The 22,411-nt window shown below is 44.5% G+C and carries 24 protein-coding genes; 5 read left to right on the top strand and 19 right to left on the bottom strand.

Translation table 11 applies throughout. From position 1 onward, the window contains the following. The first annotated feature begins 32 nt into the window (after window positions 1-32). Window positions 33-170, top strand: a complete 138-nt coding sequence (locus DRED_RS18510) for a hypothetical protein (RefSeq protein ID WP_156779567.1) — start codon at window positions 33-35, stop codon at window positions 168-170. A 211-nt stretch (window positions 171-381) separates the two neighbouring features. Here DRED_RS18510 and DRED_RS17735 read toward each other — a convergent pair whose 3' ends face one another. From DRED_RS17735 to DRED_RS02770, 11 genes are all read right to left on the bottom strand, one after another. After that, window positions 382-1,095, bottom strand: a complete 714-nt coding sequence (locus tag DRED_RS17735) for a DUF2284 domain-containing protein (RefSeq protein ID WP_049755838.1) — start codon at window positions 1,093-1,095, stop codon at window positions 382-384. Window positions 1,096-1,103: 8 nt separating this feature from the next. Beyond that, window positions 1,104-2,621, bottom strand: coding sequence for a hypothetical protein (locus DRED_RS02815; protein WP_011876899.1), 1,518 nt, complete (start codon window positions 2,619-2,621; stop codon window positions 1,104-1,106). 53 nt (window positions 2,622-2,674) lie between these two features. After that, window positions 2,675-3,706, bottom strand: coding sequence for a radical SAM/SPASM domain-containing protein (locus DRED_RS02810; RefSeq protein WP_011876898.1), 1,032 nt, complete (start codon window positions 3,704-3,706; stop codon window positions 2,675-2,677). Between the two features lie 278 nt (window positions 3,707-3,984). Further along, a complete protein-coding gene (locus DRED_RS02805; RefSeq protein WP_011876897.1) occupies window positions 3,985-6,618 on the bottom strand; it encodes a restriction endonuclease in 2,634 nt (877 codons plus the stop codon). Window positions 6,619-6,630: 12 nt separating this feature from the next. Further along, a complete protein-coding gene (locus tag DRED_RS02800) occupies window positions 6,631-8,625 on the bottom strand; it encodes a site-specific DNA-methyltransferase (RefSeq protein ID WP_011876896.1) in 1,995 nt (664 codons plus the stop codon). A gap of 34 nt (window positions 8,626-8,659) precedes the next feature. Continuing rightward, window positions 8,660-11,488, bottom strand: coding sequence for an SNF2-related protein (locus DRED_RS02795; RefSeq protein WP_011876895.1), 2,829 nt, complete (start codon window positions 11,486-11,488; stop codon window positions 8,660-8,662). A 1-nt stretch (window position 11,489) separates the two neighbouring features. After that, a complete protein-coding gene (locus DRED_RS02790) occupies window positions 11,490-13,460 on the bottom strand; it encodes a DUF262 domain-containing protein (protein ID WP_011876894.1) in 1,971 nt (656 codons plus the stop codon). Window positions 13,461-13,739: 279 nt separating this feature from the next. Then, a complete protein-coding gene (locus tag DRED_RS02785) occupies window positions 13,740-14,114 on the bottom strand; it encodes a YcbK family protein (RefSeq protein WP_011876893.1) in 375 nt (124 codons plus the stop codon). A 12-nt stretch (window positions 14,115-14,126) separates the two neighbouring features. Continuing rightward, on the bottom strand, window positions 14,127-14,312 hold the full coding sequence (locus DRED_RS02780) for a YvrJ family protein (RefSeq protein ID WP_041274404.1): 186 nt from the start codon (window positions 14,310-14,312) through the stop codon (window positions 14,127-14,129). Window positions 14,313-14,374: 62 nt separating this feature from the next. After that, complete coding sequence (locus DRED_RS02775; RefSeq protein ID WP_011876892.1) at window positions 14,375-14,593, bottom strand: DUF2922 domain-containing protein; 219 nt, start codon at window positions 14,591-14,593, stop codon at window positions 14,375-14,377. Between the two features lie 55 nt (window positions 14,594-14,648). After that, window positions 14,649-14,873 carry a DUF1659 domain-containing protein gene (locus DRED_RS02770; RefSeq protein ID WP_011876891.1) on the bottom strand — a complete coding sequence of 75 codons (225 nt, stop codon included), beginning with the start codon at window positions 14,871-14,873 and terminating at the stop codon, window positions 14,649-14,651. Between the two features lie 116 nt (window positions 14,874-14,989). Here DRED_RS02770 and DRED_RS18505 point away from each other — a divergent pair, with 116 nt between their 5' ends. Together DRED_RS18505 and DRED_RS02765 are read left to right on the top strand one after the other, a co-directional pair. Further along, a complete protein-coding gene (locus DRED_RS18505) occupies window positions 14,990-15,490 on the top strand; it encodes a hypothetical protein (RefSeq protein WP_156779566.1) in 501 nt (166 codons plus the stop codon). A 52-nt stretch (window positions 15,491-15,542) separates the two neighbouring features. Next, window positions 15,543-15,863, top strand: coding sequence for an SWIM zinc finger family protein (locus DRED_RS02765; RefSeq protein WP_011876890.1), 321 nt, complete (start codon window positions 15,543-15,545; stop codon window positions 15,861-15,863). Window positions 15,864-16,003: 140 nt separating this feature from the next. On the opposite strand, the gene DRED_RS02760 is transcribed toward DRED_RS02765, so the two are convergent. From DRED_RS02760 to DRED_RS02730, 7 genes are all read right to left on the bottom strand, one after another. Then, window positions 16,004-17,680 (bottom strand): hypothetical protein, encoded by a 1,677-nt coding sequence (locus tag DRED_RS02760; RefSeq protein WP_238442570.1) that lies wholly within the window; start codon window positions 17,678-17,680, stop codon window positions 16,004-16,006. 352 nt (window positions 17,681-18,032) lie between these two features. After that, window positions 18,033-18,317, bottom strand: a complete 285-nt coding sequence (locus DRED_RS02755; RefSeq protein ID WP_041274403.1) for a hypothetical protein — start codon at window positions 18,315-18,317, stop codon at window positions 18,033-18,035. Then, window positions 18,302-18,634 (bottom strand): hypothetical protein, encoded by a 333-nt coding sequence (locus DRED_RS02750; RefSeq protein WP_011876887.1) that lies wholly within the window; start codon window positions 18,632-18,634, stop codon window positions 18,302-18,304. Before DRED_RS02750 ends, DRED_RS02755 begins: the two co-directional genes overlap by 16 nt. 25 nt (window positions 18,635-18,659) lie before the next feature. Next, window positions 18,660-19,004 carry a RusA family crossover junction endodeoxyribonuclease gene (locus DRED_RS02745; RefSeq protein WP_011876886.1) on the bottom strand — a complete coding sequence of 115 codons (345 nt, stop codon included), beginning with the start codon at window positions 19,002-19,004 and terminating at the stop codon, window positions 18,660-18,662. A 246-nt stretch (window positions 19,005-19,250) separates the two neighbouring features. Then, window positions 19,251-20,150, bottom strand: a complete 900-nt coding sequence (locus tag DRED_RS02740; RefSeq protein WP_238442569.1) for an ATP-binding protein — start codon at window positions 20,148-20,150, stop codon at window positions 19,251-19,253. Next, window positions 20,068-21,132: a hypothetical protein gene (locus DRED_RS02735; RefSeq protein ID WP_011876884.1), complete on the bottom strand. Its 1,065-nt coding sequence runs from the start codon at window positions 21,130-21,132 to the stop codon at window positions 20,068-20,070. The genes DRED_RS02740 and DRED_RS02735 overlap by 83 nt, the downstream gene beginning before the upstream one ends. Before the next feature lie 13 nt (window positions 21,133-21,145). Further along, window positions 21,146-21,499 (bottom strand): DNA replication protein, encoded by a 354-nt coding sequence (locus tag DRED_RS02730; protein ID WP_011876883.1) that lies wholly within the window; start codon window positions 21,497-21,499, stop codon window positions 21,146-21,148. Between the two features lie 92 nt (window positions 21,500-21,591). Between DRED_RS02730 and DRED_RS02725 the strand changes: the two genes are divergently transcribed. Together DRED_RS02725 and DRED_RS02720 are read left to right on the top strand one after the other, a co-directional pair. Beyond that, a complete protein-coding gene (locus DRED_RS02725; protein WP_011876882.1) occupies window positions 21,592-21,924 on the top strand; it encodes a nucleotidyltransferase domain-containing protein in 333 nt (110 codons plus the stop codon). Continuing rightward, the gene (locus DRED_RS02720; RefSeq protein WP_011876881.1) at window positions 21,921-22,322 is read left to right on the top strand and encodes a HEPN domain-containing protein; all 402 of its coding nucleotides are present in this window, start codon (window positions 21,921-21,923) and stop codon (window positions 22,320-22,322) included. The genes DRED_RS02725 and DRED_RS02720 overlap by 4 nt, the downstream gene beginning before the upstream one ends. Here DRED_RS02720 and DRED_RS19700 read toward each other — a convergent pair. Then, entirely contained in the window at window positions 22,270-22,401 is a 132-nt protein-coding gene (locus DRED_RS19700; protein WP_083755123.1) for an AAA family ATPase, read from the bottom strand. The two genes, DRED_RS02720 and DRED_RS19700, sit on opposite strands and share 53 nt — an antisense overlap. Window positions 22,402-22,411 lie beyond the last annotated feature (10 nt).

Raw genomic sequence — 22,411 nt, 5'->3', positions numbered from 1 at the left:
GGAGCACTTTGGCGTAGTGGAGTGGAGCGGCAGTGAACGGAGCGGGGCTAGCAGGCTGGACCCCAAAAGGATTACCCCAGAGTAAAGCCCGCTGGCCCGGCGGAGAGAACGATAGCGGAGCGGAACGCAGCCAATGGGCGGAGGCCCGACCCGTAAGCAAAGGCGGCTAGCAGGGCTACAGCCTTGTTCCGTAATACACCAAAACAAAAGAGCCCTGTTGTCTGACCGCACAGAGCCCTTAGAAAGATCATTCAATAAGAATCATAAATTTGGCATTACCGGGAGCAGATTAGCAAATAGGTGTCTTTAATTAAATGATGTCGTTACCGTGTGTCAGACCAAAAAGAAAAAACCTTACTCTAATGTAGGTATTCCAGCGTCTCATTTCAAACTATCTAAAAAATGTAAATATTCACTAGAACCAATCTCGTAATGGCAGCTTTTCATGCTGTTTAATATACCAACCAATTTATCCTTTGTTAGGTTTGAGTTTATGCTTGGAAAATAGGCTATGCATTTTAACATATATGGAATATCCGTTTGACCCTTCTTATACCAGAACATTTCAATTCCTGTGGTCTTTTTTAATGTCTCAACTACATTGATACCAGTTGCCTCCATAGAGTATGTCCTTTTCTGTGGATTACGGCAAAATTTATGACCCAGCTTATAATTACATTTTTTGCCGGGGCAACCCATACAATAGCCAGTGCTTAAAAAATTACCCTCAAATTTTGTTCTTAACGCATATCCCACATTGACTAATAATCTGGCCAAAATGGCATCTTGAAATTTCCAATGGATTGCACTATTATTGGATTTTGCCACCTTCTCATGTTTATATTTAGACCAAAAGAGACAGTAGATCAACCATACTGTATCACTATCAGAATACAACGTCTTAAGTAATGGTGATGCAGGGGGGCACCCCCCTGCATTATTAAAATTTTTACATCCCTTTTCACACCAAGACCATACAACATCAGGTTCATAACATAGATCTGAAACCTTTAACTTTTTAATTCCAAATTCTAGTGGGTAGACAATTCCTGATGCTTCGGACTTATATAAGTACCAAAAAGTAGAATCCTCCATGTAGTACCTCACTTTTTCAAAGATTTAGGAGTTAATATTTCATCTAAATTATATAACTCTAGTCCCTTTGTAACTACAAAGCCACCCATTTCATGATTGAATTTATACTTTTCTCCGTTAAAGTCAAAGGTTATTTCCACTTTGAAGTTTCGAATGGAATCATCTACTGCACTTCTTAATATCTCATGCCACCGTGTGAATTGCCGAATGGCAAAATTTTCAAAGTTACCAGTTCCAACATACTTTATAGCAAATTCAATTTTCTCACTGGAATAAGATTTAATTTCAATTTTCTCAATGCCAGTGTTTACAAAACCAGTTTTCATCTCCCCGAATCTTGGCCTACCCCACTCTTGCATTTCATCACACAAAATTAGCAAAAATGATAGGGTATTAGTTCGCAGATGGTAAATCTCTGGGCAAGTGTGAGATGCTATCGCTCTTAATATTTCTCTCCTGATTAAAAACTGTCTGGCATCTTCAAAGGAAAAATAGTTTTTATCCTGGATATTAAAATCCGATTCTAGAAAGTAAAATAACGATTTAAGTATAATGGAACAACTAATTATTCCGTGGCTATAGTTTTCTAATGATTTGGAAAACTTAAGATAATACTTGGACTGAATACTTGTCCCAAAGCATTTTAGATTTAGTCCCTCATCCTCTTTAAATTTATCTTCTGTCATTTGTGTAAACTTTTCAGTATTCGATAAAATTTCTAGTAATTGTTTATATCTTTTATCTTCACTGGCGTTTCCTCTAAGGACAATCTTTGAGCTTATAAACTCTAATAAAAACTTATTAATATGCTGATGTTCTTGTTGAAACGATACAGCAAATTTTTGAACACTCAGCTTACCCAGTAAATTAAACATCTTTTCTACTGCTTCATTAATCTTTTCTGTTTTCTCAAGTGGGTACCCCAGATCATGACATAACGCAATAATAACCCACATGGATAATATCTCATTGTCATTGTAAGCACTAACACCCTTAACCTTAACTGGACTATCTATCTCCAGTTGCCTTATATTAAAGGTAATGCCATCAGCCCCACAGTCTGTTGGTTTCTTTTCCAGCAAAAATAACATACCAAGTAGCCAAACCCTAAACACATGTACTACATGATCCCGATAATTTGCATCTATGCCATATAAAACTGCTTCAAACTCTGTGAATTGAATAAAATACTTACATAGTTTTTCTATACCAAAAGCAATTTCATTAATCATATCCCTAACGTTAGACCTATTCCGTGGTCGCCAATGAGAAAACTCCCTATAATCACTATATTTCAAAAAGTTTATCGAATCTTGAAGCATATAGCCCCATACTGGCACAATCATATCTACCACATTTTTTCCGGTAAAACTAGCCTCTTCTTGCGCTTTTTGATTAGATTTTATTTGTTCTGCTAACTTTTCATTTATTGTTTCTAACCGTTCTTTAGTGTCATTATGGAGGAATTCTAATATATCGATATTGTTAATTATGTTTTCTATTAAAATTTTATCATGTATTAACACCCTTTTATTTCCCTCCCGCTTATAAAAAATGAGTAGTTTGTTTAAACCACTCATCAGGTCGCTAAAATATATTTACAATACGGTTCTGGCCCTTCTGCTATATCTCCATTATATAGCATCCTCTGACCAGGGCACCCACCTCTGCAGCTCTCAATAGAAGGACAATCTCCACAAACCTTGATATCCTTTAATGATATATTTCTTAGGTGATTTAATAAAATATCATTTTTCCAGATCATTCTTAACTCTGTATTATGAATGTTATTTCTTAAACCCTTTAAGAACTTGAATGCTTCACATGGAAATACTTCACCACTAGCGGAAATTAAAAGCTTGTTTAAAGATGCACTGCAGACTTTTTCGGATTCTGTGACACAATTGAATGGTGTCCCCAGTCTAATACTAATCCCCTGGGGTTGAGCCGTTAATTCTTTCACATAAGATTCAAATTCTTCGGCAGTTTTACGGTCTAACAACAAATATTCTTTGGAGTCCAGGCATCTTCCTTGAGGAACCAGCCTTAACAAGCTTACTTGGTTAGCTCCTAGCTGCTCTGCCAAATTAATAACCTGTGGTATCTCCAAATAGTTTAACTTCATTGGTACAAAGTGAATTTCAAATGGTAGTAGATTTTTCTTAACTTTAGCTATTGATTCCAGTGTTATTATTTGACTACCACTGATACCGGTTATATTATCGTGAGTAAGCGAATCTGCTCCTTGAATACTAAAAATTAGATTATGGACTAGACCATTTCTAAGAAAATCTACTAATCTGTCCGGAAATGGAATTAAATCATTTCCTTCTTGTATAACTCCGCTGGTATAAATACAAGTTGATATGTCTTTCTTCTTTAAATATTTGAGTAACTCTTTAATGTCTGGGTGTAAAAATGGCTCTCCACCAGAAATGGTAAAACTTTTTAAACCCATTTGATATGCTTGATCTATTAAGGCCACTAACTGGTTTATTGAAATATGTTCTTGACCACTCGGGGAGGCTTCAGAAGAACAATGTCTGCATTTGAGTGCACATTTATTTGTGATTTCAACAAATAAATTTTCTAGCTTGCTGCTCTCGTTCATCCTATCCCTCCCTTTAGGCAATTTATTTATGGTATTAGATTATTACATTCCGTGGTATTATTCTATGTTAGGAATATTTTTCCTGCCTATCACTAAATATTTTGCAAATTTTTAGCATATATAATGACATCTTCGAACTATCAAAGGTGCAGTAGTTCTTATCACAACTCTACATTCCTCTTGAAATATTAGCTATTATCTCCTATCACTGCCTCTTATCACATTATAAAAAAATAGCCGTCCCTAATGGACGGCCAATAATTGGCTTTGACTTTCCCTTACACCTCCGAAGCATCTTTCACATGCTTAAACTGAACCTCCGGCAGTGCACTGAAGTGCCTCTTACCACACTCAATTTTATCCCGTTCACTGTCTCGTAGCTTAGACAAGTCCTTCGTAGATTTGGTTTCGCTAACTAGGTAAAGTTTCTCGTCTTCTCCTACGGCCTGCTTGACGATGGCCCAGTCTGGGTTATAGGTGCCCAGGGGCGTTTCCACTGTAAACCAGCGTGGGAGTTTAATGAAGAGTTTGATATCCTGTCGCGCGTCTAAATTCTGGGCAAATTCCTTTTCCACTTCGGAATCGAATTCGATGGCATCGTAAATGGAACCCTTTACTTCCAGCATCCGATTGACATAGCCGCGAATTTCATGCTTGGGGTCTGCAAAGAGAAGCATCTCATATTCTGCGCCGTCAATGCGTTCGTATTGGATACCGTCGATCATGATGCTGTGCAGGGTTTCCTTAATGGCTTTGGTGGCTTCCTCCAGAAAGCGTTGGGGGTTTACTGCTACGTCTGCCAGCCTTTCCGAATTGATTAGGATTTGAGCGATGGTGCTGCGGGTAAGTTCGGTTTCCCGCTGGATGTAACTAAGTAAATCCGGTACCGGCAGGCCGGAGTAGCCGACTTTGGTTTCTTGGACCGATAACATACGAGTTTCCAAGCCTTTGCTGGTAATCTCTAGCCCCCGTTTTTGGGCCATGATTTTGGGGCTTTCGATAGCGGGCATTTTCTTAATGGCCTGGGCAGCCTGGGCTATCAGATGACCTGTTTGGTACTTTACCGAATACCTGGTTTTATACTTAATGCGATCCCAGAGAGCCAGGAAGTTTTCGTCCATGCGCCAGCCCTTTTTCAGGTTAGCTGTACGGCGTTGTCTTTTATTATCAATGCGACCTTCAAACTGCACACCACATTCCTCTTCGATTTCAGTCTGCAGGGAACGGGCAAAGTCTTCGTAGCTTTCGTTGGCGACGACGGTGAGACGGTTCATGGTGGTATCAAAGACCCGGTGACCGGTTTGATCTACAGGTAATCGCAAGCCCCGGCCGATTTCTTGTCGCTTCTTCATCTCGGATTTGGTTTCGTTTAAGGTACAGATTTGGAATACGTTGGGGTTGTCCCAACCTTCCCGTAGGGCCGAGTGGCTGAAGATAAACCGGACCGGTTCCTCCAGGGAGAGTAACCTTTCCTTATCCTTCATGATCAACTGGTAGGCTTCGTCATCTGCTTTGGTTTTCCCGCTGGTATCTTTGGCCTTGCCCTTACTTTGGGCGAAGTAACCACTATGGACTGCCTCCACAGGTGGTAAGTTTAGTTCTCGATAGCGGGGTTTAAAGGCTAATTCCTGATACACTTCCTCAAACCACAGGCGGATTTTGCCTTCGGCATCGTCATAATTGGCCACTTTGTCAATGAAAAACAGGGATAGCACCTTTAAGCGTTTTCCCTCGGGCAGATTCCTGTAAATGTGGAGTTCTTTCTCCAGGTGTTCCTTGACCGTTTCCCGAATTTGCACCTTCATAATATCGTCGTTATAACCGCCCATTTGTTGGCCGGTATTTAAAACCACTCCGTTGGTAAAGGCGATATACTGACTACCTGCATCGATATGGTCTACAATGTAGCCCTGGTAAAGTTCCCGGTTACCTGAGAGTTCGTACAGATCTGTGCCATTCTTGCTGATGGAGACACTGGTCCGCTTAACGCCATCGGCCTGCTTGCAGTCGATGGTTAGTTTGGCAGTGATCTTGGTTTTGGTGGCCTTGATGGATTCCACCCGGATGTAGGGCTGGTTGAAGTTATCTTCCTCCAGTACCGAATCCACCTCAATGCGTTTCACCAGCTTCATATCGTAGGCCTTCACTGGGTCCAGACGGTAAAGCAAGTTGTATATATGCCGATGGGTGGCCGAGTAGCGCAGGGTACAAAGGGGGTTGAGGCTTTGGATGGCCTCTTTGGCCTGGGTGCTTTCCATGTTTTGTGGTTCATCCACGATGACAATGGGCTGGGTGGCCTGGATGAATTCAATGGGTTTGCGGCCAGACAGTCGGTCGTTTTCTTTATGGATGACGTTATTTTCTTTTTTATTGAAGGCATCGATATTGATAACCAATATTTGTAGTTGATTTGAACTGGCAAACTGACGCAAGGACGATACCCTTTTGGAATCATACACCCAGTAGTCAAAGGGTTGATTGCCATAAATGCCCTGAAAATGCTCTTTGGTAATGGACAGGTTCTTGAGTACCCCTTCCCGAATGGCCACACTGGGCACTACGATAATAAACTTGGTAAAACCATACTGGGCGTAAAGTTCATGAATGGTACGGAGGTAAACATAGGTTTTCCCTGTGCCGGTCTCCATCTCCACCGAGAAGTTCATGCCGTCCAATGCTTCAGCCTGGGGGATGCCGTTTTGCTCCTGGATTTCTTTTAGGTTCGCCAGGATGGTATCTTCATCCGGGGTCAGGTGATTCCCCACACCCAGTTCGTTAAACATACCGCTGGAGAGACCCATTAGGTCCACTTCAAATTTGCCCTGGGAGCGGGGTTGTCCCTTGAACACATCTACGATGGCTTGGATGGCATCCAGTTGGTACTGCTGGTTGCTGTCAAATTTTATCTTCATGGTCTCCACCCCTTATACCGTATGGAAGATGATCTTGTGGGATTTCATTTCCAGTACGGTATTGGTTTTCAGTTGGTCGTTGCCCTGGAAAGCCACATCCAAACAGACCACCTGAACCGGCTCCAGTTCCATCATGGCTTGCAGGGTTTCTTTTTGAATTTCTTTCTCCAGGCAGATTAAAAGTAAGCCCTCATCAACTGAATAAAATTCCTGAGCCCCGGCGGTTACTTTATTTACTTTGGAGGTTAAAGGGTAGCCTGCTTTCAGTAGAATTTCGTAGAGAATATCTAATTGTGTGCGGCCAGAAACCAGGTTGTCAGTAAACATATTGAGCTGCTGCTCCAATTGGGCAGGATCGATGGATGCTTCGTTACCGTCCCATATTTTAAAGTTGCTGGAGGTTAGTTTAAAGACTCGAAAGCCACGGTCCTGCTTTTTACCATCGAAGTCTAGTTTATTTTGGTCTTCTTCGTTTAGTTTGGATATAACACGGAGGACACGTTCTTTGGTGATGTCGGCAATGGTTGGGTAGTCTGGTTTATTGGTTGGTTCCGGGAGCTGGACTAGAATAAATTTGCGATTTCCGTTATCTTGAGCATTTAGATCTAGTACTGCATGGGCAGTAGTTCCAGAGCCGGCAAAAAAGTCCAGTACTATTTCTCCCTCTGCTGACCCTATTTTTATTAGATATTGTAAAAGTTCTTTTGGTTTTGGGTATTGAAAAAGAATGCCTAATCTTTCTAATTCTGACCTCATTTGTTCAGTCGTACCCATGTTCCTTAGAACAGAAAGTATATTACGGGCCTTTTCCCTACTCTTTTTATAGTAGATTACACCTCGCTCTGAAAGGTAGAACTCTAACAAATTTCCATCTTCATCATCTAACGGCTTAAAATCATTCTTAATAAACTCTTTTAATTTATTAACATTTGCCCATCCACTGAATACTAAGCAATCTTCTACAAGTTTACCTTCCTCCACAATCATACGCTTTTTTCTTATTGGATAGGATATGTTATACTTTTGGGTTATCTGTCTTGAAATATAACCCAGTTCACTTACTTCCTTATAAAATTCTGAACTTACATCAGTTGCATCAAGATCAATTTTTTCAGCAACACAGGGGAACCCAGAAGGTAATAGAACTTCGCTTGGAGGATTGGCTTCTCCGTTTTTAGTAATAGAGTTTTCCGCATATCCTTTCCACAAGTTACTTTGTCCTCTCGTATTCGGATCTATTATATAACCTAGTGAAACAATCAATTGATTCTTAGCGTAGAGAACAATGTATTCATGATTTACCTTAACTTGAAATTGGTTGTCTGTATGACCCTCAGTATTCCAGATAAATTGGCTAACAAAGTTTTCTTCACCAAATATTTCATCCATAATACTTCTTAAGTTTTTAACTTCATTATCATCAATAGAAACAAAAATAACCCCATCCTCCCTCAGCAAATTCCTTGCCAAGAAAAGCCGAGGATACATCATATTTAACCACTTAGAATGAAATCTCCCTTCCGTCTCGGTATTGGTACTTAGTTTAATGCCATCCCCATCTACCTGCCCGGAATAGCGCAGATAATCTTCCAAACCTTCCTTAAAATTATCAGGATAAATAAACTCGTTACCCGTATTGTACGGGGGATCAATGTAAATCATCTTCACCTTACCGTGGTAACTCTTTTGCAGGAGTTTCAGGACCTCCAGATTATCTCCTTCGATAATGAGGTTTTCTGTGGTATCAAAGTTTACTGATTCCTCCGGCACAGGCAGCAGTGTACCGTGGCTTTGGGTTTGGATATTTTTAATGGCTTCACTTTTACCCGCCCAGGATAAACCGTAGCGTTCCCTTTCCGTATCCAGGTTTTCCCCTAAGGCTTGTTTTAAACGGGTAAAATCTATTTTTCCCTCTGCAAATACTTCGGGAAATAGCTTCTTTAGTTGCTGAATTCGCTCACCCAATAAATCCTGGGATCGCAAATCCATTTTTACTGAATCGGTCATGGCTTTCTTCCTTCCTACTTTCTCTTTGATGCTTCTATAGAATGGTCCAGCTAATGGTAAATAGCACTTCTACCTTTTGTTTTTGTAGCATGAGCCGCTCAATACCGGCAATGAGTTCGTCTCTTCTCTCGTCTATTTCATCCTGGGCATCGTAAAGCTGCCGGCGTTTTTGGGTGCGTTTTTTCTCTTGTATTTTTAATTCCTTTTGTGCAGCCAGCTTTTCTGCCAGGGAAACGGCCACGGTGGCTTTACGGCGGAGTTCCTTTAACTCTTTGTCCAATTCTTTGATTTCCCGCTCCAGTCCATACTTTAAGTCATCGGACCAGCGGTCCAGCTTGGCCACCTCTTCGTCAAAGAATTGGGCGTTGCGGGCTTCCACAAGGTTTAGACGTTCTTTAATGAGCTTTTGTTTGAGGGACTCTAGTTGATTGGGTGAAGTTTGCTGAACCTCTTTCTTTCTTACACTGGCCGATAGTTTGAGAAGCTTTTGGCAGGTTTCTTCATCGATGGCATCACCTTGCTCGTTACAACCAGATAAGATTAAAAATTCTTCCTTTTCCAGTGTTTCCACCGTCAATTTGGTTACCTGCAGCCAACCGGATTGTCCCCTTAGAGACTGGACCGAACTGATGATAGCACCATAGTCCGAGTAATTTAGCTCCAGGTGGGCCAGGGAAAGTTCCCTTTGGGCGGCACCTTCTATGATTTTTCGAGCCAGAGGGTGTTCCGGGCGGAAGAAGGTATCTCCATACTTCTCCGCTTCTTTCCAGTTCAGGTGGTACAGGCCCTTCGGTGCGTCTGGTCCATAATAATAGAACCGGGGTGCTTCGGGTAGAAAATCTGCTTGTCCCACCAGCTCCAGCCTAGCCAGTGCCAGTAATTTTTCTTCGTGTTCAGAGAGTTTCAGGGTGGTGTTATCCTGGTGCATTTTCAGGCGCATATGGACATCCTCATCAAAGTTGTCCAGTAAGGCCTGGCGGGTTTCCACCAAGCGGTGGGAGATGTTGCCTTCCAATTCTGCTTGCAATGCATCGAAGGCCAGGGTTATTTCCTCCTGGGTGCGGCACTCCTGGTAAACCTGGGCAATGCGCTTTTCTAAGTCCACACCGGATTCTAAGGCTCCCAATACCTCATCACTGGCTCCAAAAACTCCATCGAATAGTCTAAATTTTTCTGCCAGCAGTTGATACACCCGCTGGTCCGCTGCGTTGCGTTTGTTGAGAAAATTGACCACCACAACATCGTATTTTTGTCCATAACGGTGACAGCGGCCAATTCTTTGCTCGATGCGTTGGGGATTCCAGGGCAGGTCATAATTCACCACCAGGGAACAGAATTGCAAGTTAACACCTTCGGCGGCGGATTCTGTGGCAATCAAAATGGTACCCCGCTCCCGAAATTCTTCGATGAGGGCGGCTCGCATATCTGCTGTGGGGGAGCCGGTAATAATGTCCTGTCCCTGGTGCCGCTGCAGCCATTCCTTAAAGATACGCTTGGAATGGGGATCGCTGTTTGAACCGTTAAAAAGTACAATCTGTCCATCGTAGCCATTGGCAGATAGTATTTCCAGCAAATATTGTTGGGTACGGCGGGATTCCGTAAAAATGACGGCTTTGTTGGCAGCACCCAGTGTGGTGGCTTGGTCTAGGGCCTGTTCCAAAGCTACCAGTAGAGCCTCTCCTTTGGCGTTATGTTGGATGCTTTCGGCCAATTTCGCATAGCTACGCAGAATCGCCAGCTCCTGGCGAATTTGACTGGGATCCATACGTTCTTGGGGTTCCGCGTCGCCATTCCATTCATCTGCCAATTCATCCAGCCCTTCAAAGTCCTCGGACATGTCGGGCATCACGGCATCCGCTTCCATATCTTCTAGTCGGTTAATTAGCTTCCGCAGAGCACCGGCAATGGCAAAGGTGGAGGAAGCCAGCAGTTTGCGCAGCACTAAGGTCATCAGGCTTCTTTGTCCCGCTGGCAGTGCCAATAAAATCTGCCGCTGTAGGTAGTCCGAGACTTCTTCGTAGAGTCGTTGTTCAGCATCGCTGGGCAAAAACTCCTGAGTAATGGGAATTCTTTTGGTATAGCGAACATATTCCAGTACTTGTTTGCGTAGGGTTCGGGTGCAAAGGGCTTTGAGCCTTTCCCTTAATTTGTGGTTGCGCTGCTCTTCGTCCGATTCGTGTATAAATTGGTCCCGATAGGTTTTGACGTCCCCAAAAACATGATCATCTATGACGCTAACCAGCCCATAGAGCTCCAGCAGGGAGTTTTGCAGCGGTGTAGCCGTTAGCAATAGTTTCGGTGCGTGGGAGACCGCTGTCTTAATGGACTGGGCCATTTTGTTTGATGTTTTATAGACATTACGCAGCCGGTGGGCTTCATCGATGATTACCAGATCCCAGGACACTTGGCGAAGTTCTTCGGCCCGGGCTGCAGCAAAGTGGAAAGAACAAATGATGATGGCATCCTGCCGCTCAAAGGGTTTTGTAATACCCTCTTTGCGTAAGCAATTATAGGAAGCAGATTCCAGGATTAACGTGGGCAGAAAGAATTTTTCTTCCAGCTCCATCTGCCATTGTTTTCTGAGGGTAGCCGGTAAGATGAGCAGTATTTTACGTTTTCTTTCTGCCCACCGCTGAGATAGAACCAGACCTGCTTCTATGGTTTTGCCCAGGCCAACTTCATCGGCCATGATCACCCCTTTGGAGAGCGGGGAGCGCAGAGCAAATAAAGCGGCATCCACCTGGTGGGGGTTTAAATCCACCCGGGCATTGGCCATTGAGTGGGTTAGTTTTCCCAGTGAATCTGTGGTGGATTGCAGGCTTAATGAGTGGGCTAAGTATTTGGCATGGTAATAGGTCGTCATATTAAGCTATCTCCACTTTCCAATCGTCATTCGATAACTCCACAGCTTGCAGTGCTTGAAAACAGAATCTCTCGATACTTTTAGCCGACAAATTCACTTCTATAAAGGTCCCGTTTTTCAGGGTACGTATGGCACGGAACTTGTTTTTATCGGGTCCTACAAACCGTGGGAATTGTTGCATGATTAAGTCCATTTTTTCCGGTTCTAGCTCGGCAATGGTATTTAGGGTCTGCTCTAAAACGTCCCGCCAGGAAGACACTGTAAAGTATTGCCCCAGTATCCATAGCCCGGTGGGGGTTGTACCGGTAATGCCAGTTTGATTGGTTGGCTCACTTCCGGCTTCACCAAAGTAGGGCCAGATTTGCAGTGCTAACTCTGCCAGGTGCTCGGAGCGTTTTTTGATGTCTTCTTTCTTCCAGGTGTCTACATCTTGGAAGAATTTATTGATTTCTAAGTGACTTTCCTGGAGAAGCTGCTTCTTGCTGTTATAGTCCAGATTAGACAACTCGGAATTATATTTGGTTAGGGTCAGGTTACCAATGGTATGCAGGAGTAACTCGTGAGTGAGTTCCCAGTCTTCACCCAGGTAGCTTTGCCAGCCCTCTGTAAGGGTTTGGGGCATGATATGCTCAATGCTACAATCATCTAGCGGTACTTGTTCTTTATGCTGATAAGATTCTTCGAAGGTCTCTAAAATTAATTTAGCTTTCACGGCACGATCACCGCTGCCGTAGAGCTTAACATCTTGCAGGCGAGCTGTAAATTCCACATCCTTAGGATAACCCTTTGTTTGCAAAATGTCTTTTACTCCACTGGCAAAGGATTCGGCTTTCTTAGCTAGTACCTGATTGTAAAGGGCAGGAAATATTTTATTTAATGTGTTTGTTGGTACGTTACAGACAAACCTTCTGATGGCAAAATTTTCGATGGTCTTCAGCACCTCGTAAAATTCATCTGCACTGATTACTTGATTGAAATAGTCCTCATAGCAGTTTAATAGGAACGGGTAGGCGGTATTGACTTCGATGCAATTGATACGCTGCAGGGCCTTGCGGAGGTTTAGCTTTTCTTCTTTCATGGGGTTTAACAATTTTTCATAGTAGCCGGCATAGCGAGACAATACTTTTAGGTAAGTGAGGGCATCTTCCCGATTGATTATCTCTTTGAGGGAGAAATAGACATCACTTTGTTTCACATTGGCACCATTTCTCATGAGATAATGCCGGATGAATTCGGTAAGGGTTTCACCCAATGCTTCCTCCATCGGTTTCCAATATTGGTGGTATATTTTTTCTTGTTCACTGACATGGATTCGCATGAAGAAATAGTTACGAATTAAATCCGATTGTGTAAGGGGGCGCCCTTTGGCGTTTAGACTTTCAAATACCAGATAAGGGTTATCATCCGGGTCTAGTACGATGCTAACAATGGATAGCTTCCCGGTAATGATATCTTTTATTTTCTCTGCATCAATGTGTTCAGGTTTTAGCTTTCTCTCAAAAAATTGATAAGCCCCTGTAATTTTATCCACGGAGCTTATGGAATTGTCGTCTATGATGTTATGAAAAGATGCTCGGTCTACCTGGGTCGGTTGTAATTTGTAGTGATCCAGCCCACTTTTATAGGGATTTACCAGTAGGGTGTTGTTAATTTCTTCGCCTAATAGAGTTTGTTTACATTGCGTGGCTTTATCCCGCAGTGCTGCCAAGAGTATAAATATGGTGGTTAGACGCTGTTGACCATCGATTAAAAGGTATTTGGGTACTCCTTCGGGTACGGAGGCCGCAGGCATGGTTACGATGGAACCGATAAAGTGACTGCGGGGGTTGTCTTCCTCAAGCAGTTCCATAATATCCTTCCAGAGCATTTCCCAGTCTTTTTTCTCCCAGCTATAGGTTCTTTGGAACAGAGGGACTATGTATTGTTTGTTGCCTTCAATAATTGCCTGTAATTTGGTTTCGGATGCTTTCAAGCCTCTTCTTCACCCTTTCTCCAATTATTGTTACAATAAGCCCTGTATTTAAAAATGGACCGTTTATGCACGTAAAATTGATTTGAGTAAATAAGCTTTATTTTGCAAACTTCGCAAGATAAACACTATATTTATTCAAGCAAACTTGTGTAATTCCCTTTAGGAAGGCAATAATAATCTTTACCTTTTTAACTTAATCTTTTTAGATTCTATTTGGAGATAATGGGAAAAACAAAGCACCTGCCCCATGAGGCAGATGCCATTTGATACCTTGTATAGCTATCCTTCCCACCTAGTCCGATAGTCCCTGACATCTACATGTACCTGGCTAGCATAAATCCCTATTCCACCAAACCCCACTTTTTCTGCTAAGTGAGCAATTTCCTTTACTGCCATTCTGGGCACTCGAATATCTGCTGCCATTCCTTTTGAGTGAAAGGAATTAACAACCCCACCCACGGCACGGTTGTTGGTCGGGCAGCGGTAGCCGCTGTTGACCAGTACGGGCTTATCAAGCAGACGGCGCAGGTCTTCCAGTTTATAGACTAATTCAAGGTGGATTACTAACTTACCGCAGCAGCGGCAGGCCAATTCAGTTTCTGCGAAGTGAGCAGAGAGGTACTGCCCCTCTCTGGCTTTCTTAATAACTTCCACAGTTCCCACTCCCTAGCTGTTGTTGATTAGTTCGTTAAGCTCTTTCATGTCCATATTGCTCTGTCGAGCAATGATAAAGCTTAAGAGGTTAATGCTTTTTTGCAAGTCCCGAATAGTGGGTTCCAGGCGGAGCAGCAGGTAACCCGCCACCACCATTGGGAAACCGTAGTTCGAGGCTAGTTTAAAAAGTTCCTCCATCGCTTTTCCTCCTTCGATATAGGACCAAAAAGGGAGGCAGCCGCCTCCCTCCCTGGTTACTACTAAAGAATGTTCAGTTCTGCCACATCTCGGGTGACCAGTCTAGCACCGGCAACGCCGGTTAGACTACCACCGGTACTTGTGAAAACGTTCTTGGCTACCACCGTATCCATGACAGTTCTAACCTCGGCTTCCTGCAAGTCATCTCGGGGATCGTTAACACGCAGGGTTACCTTATCACCAGCCACGTTGACGAAGATTAGCTCCAATGTTTTGGTCATGGTGCATACCTCCTATTCTTCTTAAATCATCCAAATTAACTCAGTAGCTTACCCCTTATTGGTTAATTAACTCGCTGTCATCTGCCCGATATACACCCAGCAGGGCGCTGTTTTGCAAACTGTTGATAGCAGTAGCCACATCATAGAGGTCTTGGTCGGTGGCTGTTACCTTCGCTTTGGAATAGGTAGTGTTGACAAAGATAGGATCTCCGCTGGCATTAACGCCTTTTTGGTATCTTAGCTTAATGCTGCAGGAATAGGGTTGTTTTACCACTGCCATTGTCCATTCCTCCTTTTGGTTTTATCGGTAGCAGGCCCGCTCCGTACAAAATAAAAAAGCCGACAGGAACAAATGTCCGGTCGACTTGGTATTATTTTACTGTAGCATAGGGCTTGGTGTCAAGGGGTAACCTCTGGGGTCAGCGATCTGCGGCAAAGTGCTCGTATTGCTTTAGGGTCCTGCTGCCGCTGCAGCGACTTTACGGTTGCACGTGGAGCGGGCTGCCCACCCTGGCGGCAGCTGCCGCCGGTCAACCCCAACCCTCCAAACCTCCCGCCCCAAGCTTGGGGCCGGGAGGCTTCCGCCTTTGGTGCACAACTGAAGGTGACTCTCCCATGTCTCTCCATTGTACTGCGCCTTTGCCGCTGCTCCCCGCTGCTACGACTTCCTGCTGGTGCAACGACACCTGTCATCGTCGGGATTTTCCGGCACCCCTGTTGCGGGTCATACTCTTATGGTGCCGAAAAATCCAGCTTTACGGTTGTCCAAGCTGCAGCGGCAATGCCGGGGCCATCAAGGGCCGCTGCGAAAAATTTTATGCTCCTCTTTGGGGCGGGAAACCTGGAGCAGGAGCATTAAATTTTTCTCCGCTTTCCGGCATCCGCCTCCACCCTTGACAGCCCCGGCACCGGCTCCGTGGTGCTCGAAGAAAATGGGAGGTTGTTAGGTATGCTGAGAAAGTTACTGGGTAAGGTTGATGAAGGTCGGTTTAGTCGGGCATTGGCGGGGCTTGCTGCTGGCTGGCAGTTTGAAGTGGGTTATCGGGTCTTTGGTCAGCGGGGTGTGGATGTACGGGGCTTTGTGAAGTATGGCCGCAAGCAGTACACCGTGGCCATCTCCCCCAAAGGGGCCTGGTGTAGCTGCTCCGATGTGGTCTACCGGGGCACCCTCTGCAAGCACATCGCCTTCGTAGCAATGGCCGAGCTGGCCCACTACGCTGCAGAGCGTAGTGCCCACCGGGAGCCCCAGGAAGTACGCCCCGGCACCTAGCCGGGGCAGTCCGGCGGGGCCGGGATTCGGCGGCAACTGCAGTTTTGCCCATGCTGCAGTTGCAGTTATGGGAAGCGGGCCGGGCGGTGGCCCGGTTTTGCTCCATCGAGGATAAATGTCAAAAATTTATCAATTTAATTTTAACTTTTGAATTCTTCTAAATAAGCATGTGCTAAATCTGATATATTATCAAATGATTTTGGTTTTGTAGATGTCACATTTCTATAAATTTGTTCTCTGTACGATTTTATCAAAGAGATTTCAAATAGCGGATCTAAGCATTCTATTTCAAGATTAAAATTGTAGCCAGCAAAATAACAAGAAAGTTCCTTTCTAATGAACCGTACAGTTGGGTATATATCATCAATTTCTTTACAGCCTAAAAAAACTTCTCGTAAATTATTTGCTTCTGCTATGCTTTCATACAAATTTGCAGCACTTACAATGGGAGTTTGCAAATCTATTTCAACATCATATCCCAAATAACGATGGGAAACTATTATGCCATGCAGTTCTGTTAGCTCGGTATTAATACGGTATGTACTTTTAATATTTCCCCAATTCTCACTAATTGCATTTAGTTGATCAGGCATTTTTTCTAATGCTTTGGTCAATTCTGCATCAACTTTTTTTGTTTCACAAAAAGATTGAGGATAGTAGAAATGTTTTATTTCAAGATATAATGCAAAGCCACACTCATCTACTATCAAAAGGTCACATTCCCTCTTGTTCTTCTTTTTAAGCGGAATTTTAACATGAAAATTAGGAATAGAAACTGTTTCGGGAAATTTATATTTTATCATTTCAATTATTAGTGGGATTACTCTTTCCTTTATTTTATCTTTTATTCTCAAATATCTTTCATTGTCACTTTTTCGCAAGTAGTTGAGAAATCTTGTTTCTAAAGAATCATTGAATAATATTACTAATGGGTTCGCAAAGATAAACCCATCTTTTGTGCTATTTAAGGGGGCTTCGGAAACGCTTAGCTTTGGAAAGCTACCCTTTCCAATGGGTTTATAAATGTTATCCTCTAGGGCCATTTTATATAATTCATCATTCGTTGTTGGAACAAATCCTCGAAGTTCTTCTACACCTTTATGGGACAATAATATCATCATTTTTTGAGAATCAAGAGATACTATATCAAAATCTTTTTTATACAATTTATTAAACCTGCGCATAGATGCAACAATGAAGAAAAAGCTAATACCACCCCAATCCAAACGTGAGTATGGCTCATAATCGCTATAAATCATGTTCTCGTTCCAAAAGTGTATATATAAATCAGAAAGCTTCATTGCTATTTTTTCATCATCCCAATTGGTAAATTTGCCATTTGCCGTTTGTAGTGTATAACTTAACGCCTTTCTAATGCTGTAATCGCTGATATACCTATAATTCTTTTTAGGAATGCTTCTAACATCAAAAAAGATATTGGACCCTTCAATTCTCATGGTTGCTTTCCCTGAATGTAGTAATGGAAAAATATCACAAAGCATTGAATATTGCATTCCCCGCAAAATCATGTCAAATGCAAAAGCATACAAAGCGTGATCGAATGAATAATCGAAATTTAATTCTTCTTTTAATTTAAGATGTGCAATATGCGTATTGTAGCTTAGAGAAAACAAGTAATGTTTTTCAAATGGTGTAAATAGTATTTTTTGATCAATTACTATATCAATAAAAGCTAAATTACAATGATATATATACTTGTTTCTCGGAATAGATGAATCCAGCCGGTCAATAAGCCATTTATCTATTTTTTCCTCAACTTCATTTATCTTTTCTTCTATAGCCAACACTTTTTTCACCAACTCCCAGTTATTAGCCTCATTTTACGTTTAATCAAATTCACCTAATAGCATAACTAACAAATCTCTTTTATCATAACTTCATTCAATTTTTCTAACAACATTCGCCTAACTTTAAATTTTTCCTCTTAAAACATTAATAAAAGTCGGTTTATGCGATAAACATCAGTGGTCGCACCTTTGGAGAGTACATAATTCTCGGCAAAGCTGTAAACAACTTTGGTATTCCTAAATAAACAGCTCCCCCTAACAGTTACCAATGTAACGGCTGCCCTAGCTGTTATACTTCTAAAAAACCTTTCTACCAACACAAAACCGGCCCCGTTGGGCCGGCTGTTTATTTTCTACCCCTCTACAGTTGTTTACTCCCCGGAAACTCAACCAACTTACTTTCCCGCTCCATCCCCTGCCTGCGCCTCTGTAAAATCTCCTGCAGGCTGGCCATACCCGCTTCAGTCAACCCCGGCCCGAATTCCACCTGAATGGAGGCGGAGTGAAACAGCAGGTCAAACAGGGCCTCGTGCTTCTGGGCTTCCTCCAGCATCCCCCGCTCCTGGTAGAAGTTCTTCGCCACCGTCAGGGCCGTAAATAAGGTACAAACCTCGTCACCTTCTAACTTAATCAACCGAAATTCCACTCCTTTGACACCGCCTCAGGCGGTAAATCCTCCGGTTCCCCTTCGATAAACTGAAAGAGGCCACCATCCTCCGGCTCATCCAGGCTATCCTCGGTTTTTGCTGCAGCCGGGACTTTATCCAAGAGGCTCACCTGCACTGGGTTAATCTGCACCATCACCGGCTCGTTGGGGCGAAACTGCTTTAGCTCCAGTAAATTCTCATCCGTTAGTTCGATATCGTCCAGCAGTACTCGGATGGCCTGTGCCCAGCCATCGGTCAGGGTCCGATTGGCGATCTCAATTTTCTTGATCCGTGCTTTAAAGTCTGCTTGTCGCATAGTTTATACTCCCTTCTGTGCTTTGTCAATCATTTCCAATCCGCTGCACTACCACCTCCGCCCGCTCTGGGCTACCCCGCTTCAGGCTGGCAAAGAGCTTCACCACTTGTCGATCATCCTGCCAGGCAATGCCGTTTAGCCCATCGCTGATGGCCTTCACATAGTTGTCCAAATCACCGGGACGTCGGCTAAAGTAGAATTTAACCCCCAACGTCACCGGTCCCGTAAGGGGCTGGGGGAAAACATTGCTGGCATAAAGCCCCACGGTCCTTTCATACTCTCGGCAGTTTTGCGGTGTGTAGATGTTCCCATGCTTGCCCACCCTGGGCCGATACTTGGGTACCGGTCTGCCAGGGACGGTAAAGTGCATACTGTGACCCCCCTCTCCTTATTTTGTGTTATTCAAGCACGCTTTTACCCGTTTTATTTTAGAAGCCCCTTTCACCTGTTAAGCGACTCAGCCTCTATTATCAGAAGCTACATAGGGTTATCCACCATCCATCCACAAGTTATCCACAGAATAACCACCAACTCCACAACATTTCCAGCCTAATCCGCCAGCTTCCCGCCCCCCCTCACTTTCACTTCTCACCTCCAACCTCTCACTTCTCACCTCTCAAGCCAGCCGGTAATCCGGCCCCTCGCAGAGCAGCAGCCTGCCCCTGCACATGGCATAAAGCCTGCTGGCAGTGGCATCACCGATCTTTTCCGCCAGGGTATCCATGTCTTCGTTGCTGGTGAAGCAGGTGGGCAGGCCCATACGGTAGCGGTAGTTGATGATGCGGTAATACTGGTTTAGCACCCATTCGGTGGTCTTGGCCTTGCCCAGATCGTCCCAGATTAAAAGCTCCACCCGTTCAATGCTGCCGATGAGTTTTTCAAAGTGCTGGCTATCCTCGGCAAACTGCCCCTGCCGCAGCTCCGCCACAATATCCGCATCATTCACCAGCAGCACCTGGACACCACTATGTAGTAGGGTGAGGGCCACTGCCGAGAGCAGGTGGGTTTTTCCCAGACCGTAGGAATTATGCTGGGCCTTCACCGCAGCCCGCTGCACCGGGTCTCGGATTTCTTTGATGCTGCTTTCCCCCATTTGGGCCAGAAAACCCAGGCTGTTGTTTCGTTCTTTACGAATGGTTTCAAACTCAGCGGCATATTTCCGGGCCATTGCCAGCATTTTGGTGTTGTGGGGTAATAGTTTGTAATTTTCAAAGGTGGCCCCGGTAAAGGCCGGGTCGATGTGACTGCTTTTGATGCGGCGTTCAAGCATGCGTTGCTTGCGGCACTCGCAGTAGGTAAATACACCGTCACCCACAGGGACAAATTCCAGGTCCCGGCATTTGCTGCAGCGGTACTGCGGCTCCTCTAGGGTAGAGGGCTGGGGCTGGGTGGCTCCCTGTTCACTTTGCTGTTTCTTAGCGGCCTGCCTTTCCCTAGCTATCCTGGACCAGATGGGCATAGCGGCTGGTGGGTCGGCTGGGGATAATTTGTTCAGTATTTTCTCGATGGTTTCCACTGGTGTTACCTCCTTTGGGGTTACCCCCTCCCCTTTCTTGTTCCTGGACTAACCGTCTCATAATACCGGTGGTGTATTCCTCCCGTTTATCCCGGTGGCGGGTTAGATGAATTGTGATGGCTTCCAGGACTATTTCCGCCGGATACTGTTCCCATTGGTTCATCTGTTTTGCGACGATGGAGGGTGAGATATTTCGGTGCTTTCTGGTCTGGCTAACCAGCTGCCAGTAGTCCCGAAGGGTATCCGTCTGCCTGCTGCTGTATCTGGGGAACTGGTCTAAAATGTCCCGGAGGGTAGTCCTTTTATCAAAATTTATTTTATGGGTGGTTTGGGGGGTATTCTTATACCCATATTCTTTAGTATTCTTACCTATATTCTTGGGCGTCCCGTAGGCCGCTTCCCGACTGGCCTCGCGGGCTGTTACTGGTACTGTGGGAGTACCAGTGCTAGTACTCTCAGAGTACCAAGCTGGTACTGTAGCAGTACCAGTGGAGGCCTTTGCTGGTACTCCTAGCGTACCAGTGAGGGAAGGTTCTGGTACTGTAGGAGTACCAGGGGGCGATTCCATTGGTACTGTAGCAGTACTAGGGAGCAATTCTGCTCGTACCGTGGAAAGGTTTTGGCTATCCCCCTCCCCTGCACCCTCGGAGGAGTTTCCTTCCTCCCTGGCCTGGTACCGCTGCCAACTACAAACCTTCACCTTCATACCCTGCAGTGGGGCCGCCTGTACCACCAGGTAGCCCTGATTTTGCAGAAACCGCAGGGCAGCGGCGATGGTGCTTTTACTGATGGTTTTGCCCTGCTGCCCCAGGTTTTGTTGAATTTCCTTATAGCTCAGATAAAGCTCCCCGGCGGCCAGCTCGCCGGTGGCGAAGGGGGCTGCTTTTAGCAGGCAATAGACCCACAGCTTAAAGCAGCTGTCGGGCATATGGAAATGCCCGTGGTCGAGGGTTCTCCGCCAGAGCTTAATCCAACCCGACACCCTTTGAGCCTCCTTAGTCTTCCAGCACCAGCTTAAGCTGGCGGCTGAATTTCTCCTGGGCAATCTTCTCCAAAGCCCGGGTGCGGCGGATAATGGCCCTGGCTCTGGGCAGCAGGTGACGGGTGGCCACCTCCAGGTCTGCTTCGTCTTGGATGATGAAATAACCGCCCACCGTGGGCTCTGTGCAGCTGCCGATGGGCAGGCCATGTTTCACCACCAGGCCGCTGATGATTTCCCTCACTTCCCGCTCGGGCAGCCCGGTTAGTTTAGCAAGGCTTGCTCGGCTAGCTGCCTGCTGATGGCCGGTGGGGATGAGGGAGAGGATAAGTTGTTCCTTTGGGGTTAGTTGCTTTATATCAAAAACCATGTTTTCACCCTTCTTTATAAGCAATTCTGTCCGCAGTGACTAAAAAAACAAAAGATGGTAATATGATAGAAAGGAGCACAGGGGGGATTCAAATGGACCAATTACCTGTCAATATCACACAAGCCCTGGAAGCTTTTTGTCAGGAACTCCGCCTTAAGCTGCCAGATAACATTGTGGAAATGCGTCTCTTTGGGTCAGTGGCCAAAGGCCTTGCTGCACCGGATTCCGATATTGATGTACTGATTGTTCTTAAAAATAAGAACGAACTAGCAAAGGAAATTATTTTAGATACACAGGTTGAGATCAATCTGAAATATAATGTGTTTATTTCCATTGTGCTAAAAAGCCAAAATGAATTTACCTACCCTATCTTTCGCCAGAGTCTCTTCTTCCGTAATCTGCAGGAAGAAGGTGTGCGTTTATGATTAAAGACCTGGTTCTCTGGCGGCTGGAGAAGGCCGAAAAGACCTTTGAGGATGCAGAGTTGTTGTTAGAAAGGGATTCCTTTGCCAGTGCCATCAACCGTTATTATTACGCTGCCTTCTATGCCATCCGGGCCTTGTTGGCCACCAGAGAGCTAGATTCCCCCAAGCATAGCGGCGTCATTTCTTTGTTTAATCGGGAGTTTATCAAGACAAACCTTCTTAGCAAAAAGGCTTCTAAAACCATCACCAAAGTCTTTGATTTGCGTTCTAACGTGAAACTGAGCACCCCGCACCCGAAGTCTGACCGGCAGATGGGAGCGGGGTTATTCAGTTGTCGGCGAATTTCTACACCAGGGCAGCCAATATGGTGGATTTCCCGGCATTGTTATGGCCGATAAAAAAATTCACCTTATCTAGCAACAAATCAGTATCTATATGATTACGGAAATTTTGTACCCCTAGCTTCTTGATTTTCATGGGTCAAGCC

Origin of the sequence: Desulforamulus reducens MI-1 (assembly GCF_000016165.1) — a bacterium.
Classification (GTDB): Bacteria; Bacillota; Desulfotomaculia; order Desulfotomaculales; family Desulfotomaculaceae; genus Desulfotomaculum; species Desulfotomaculum reducens.
The sequence above is the reverse complement of the archived record's forward strand: the minus strand, read 5'-3'. Positions and strand labels throughout refer to the sequence as shown.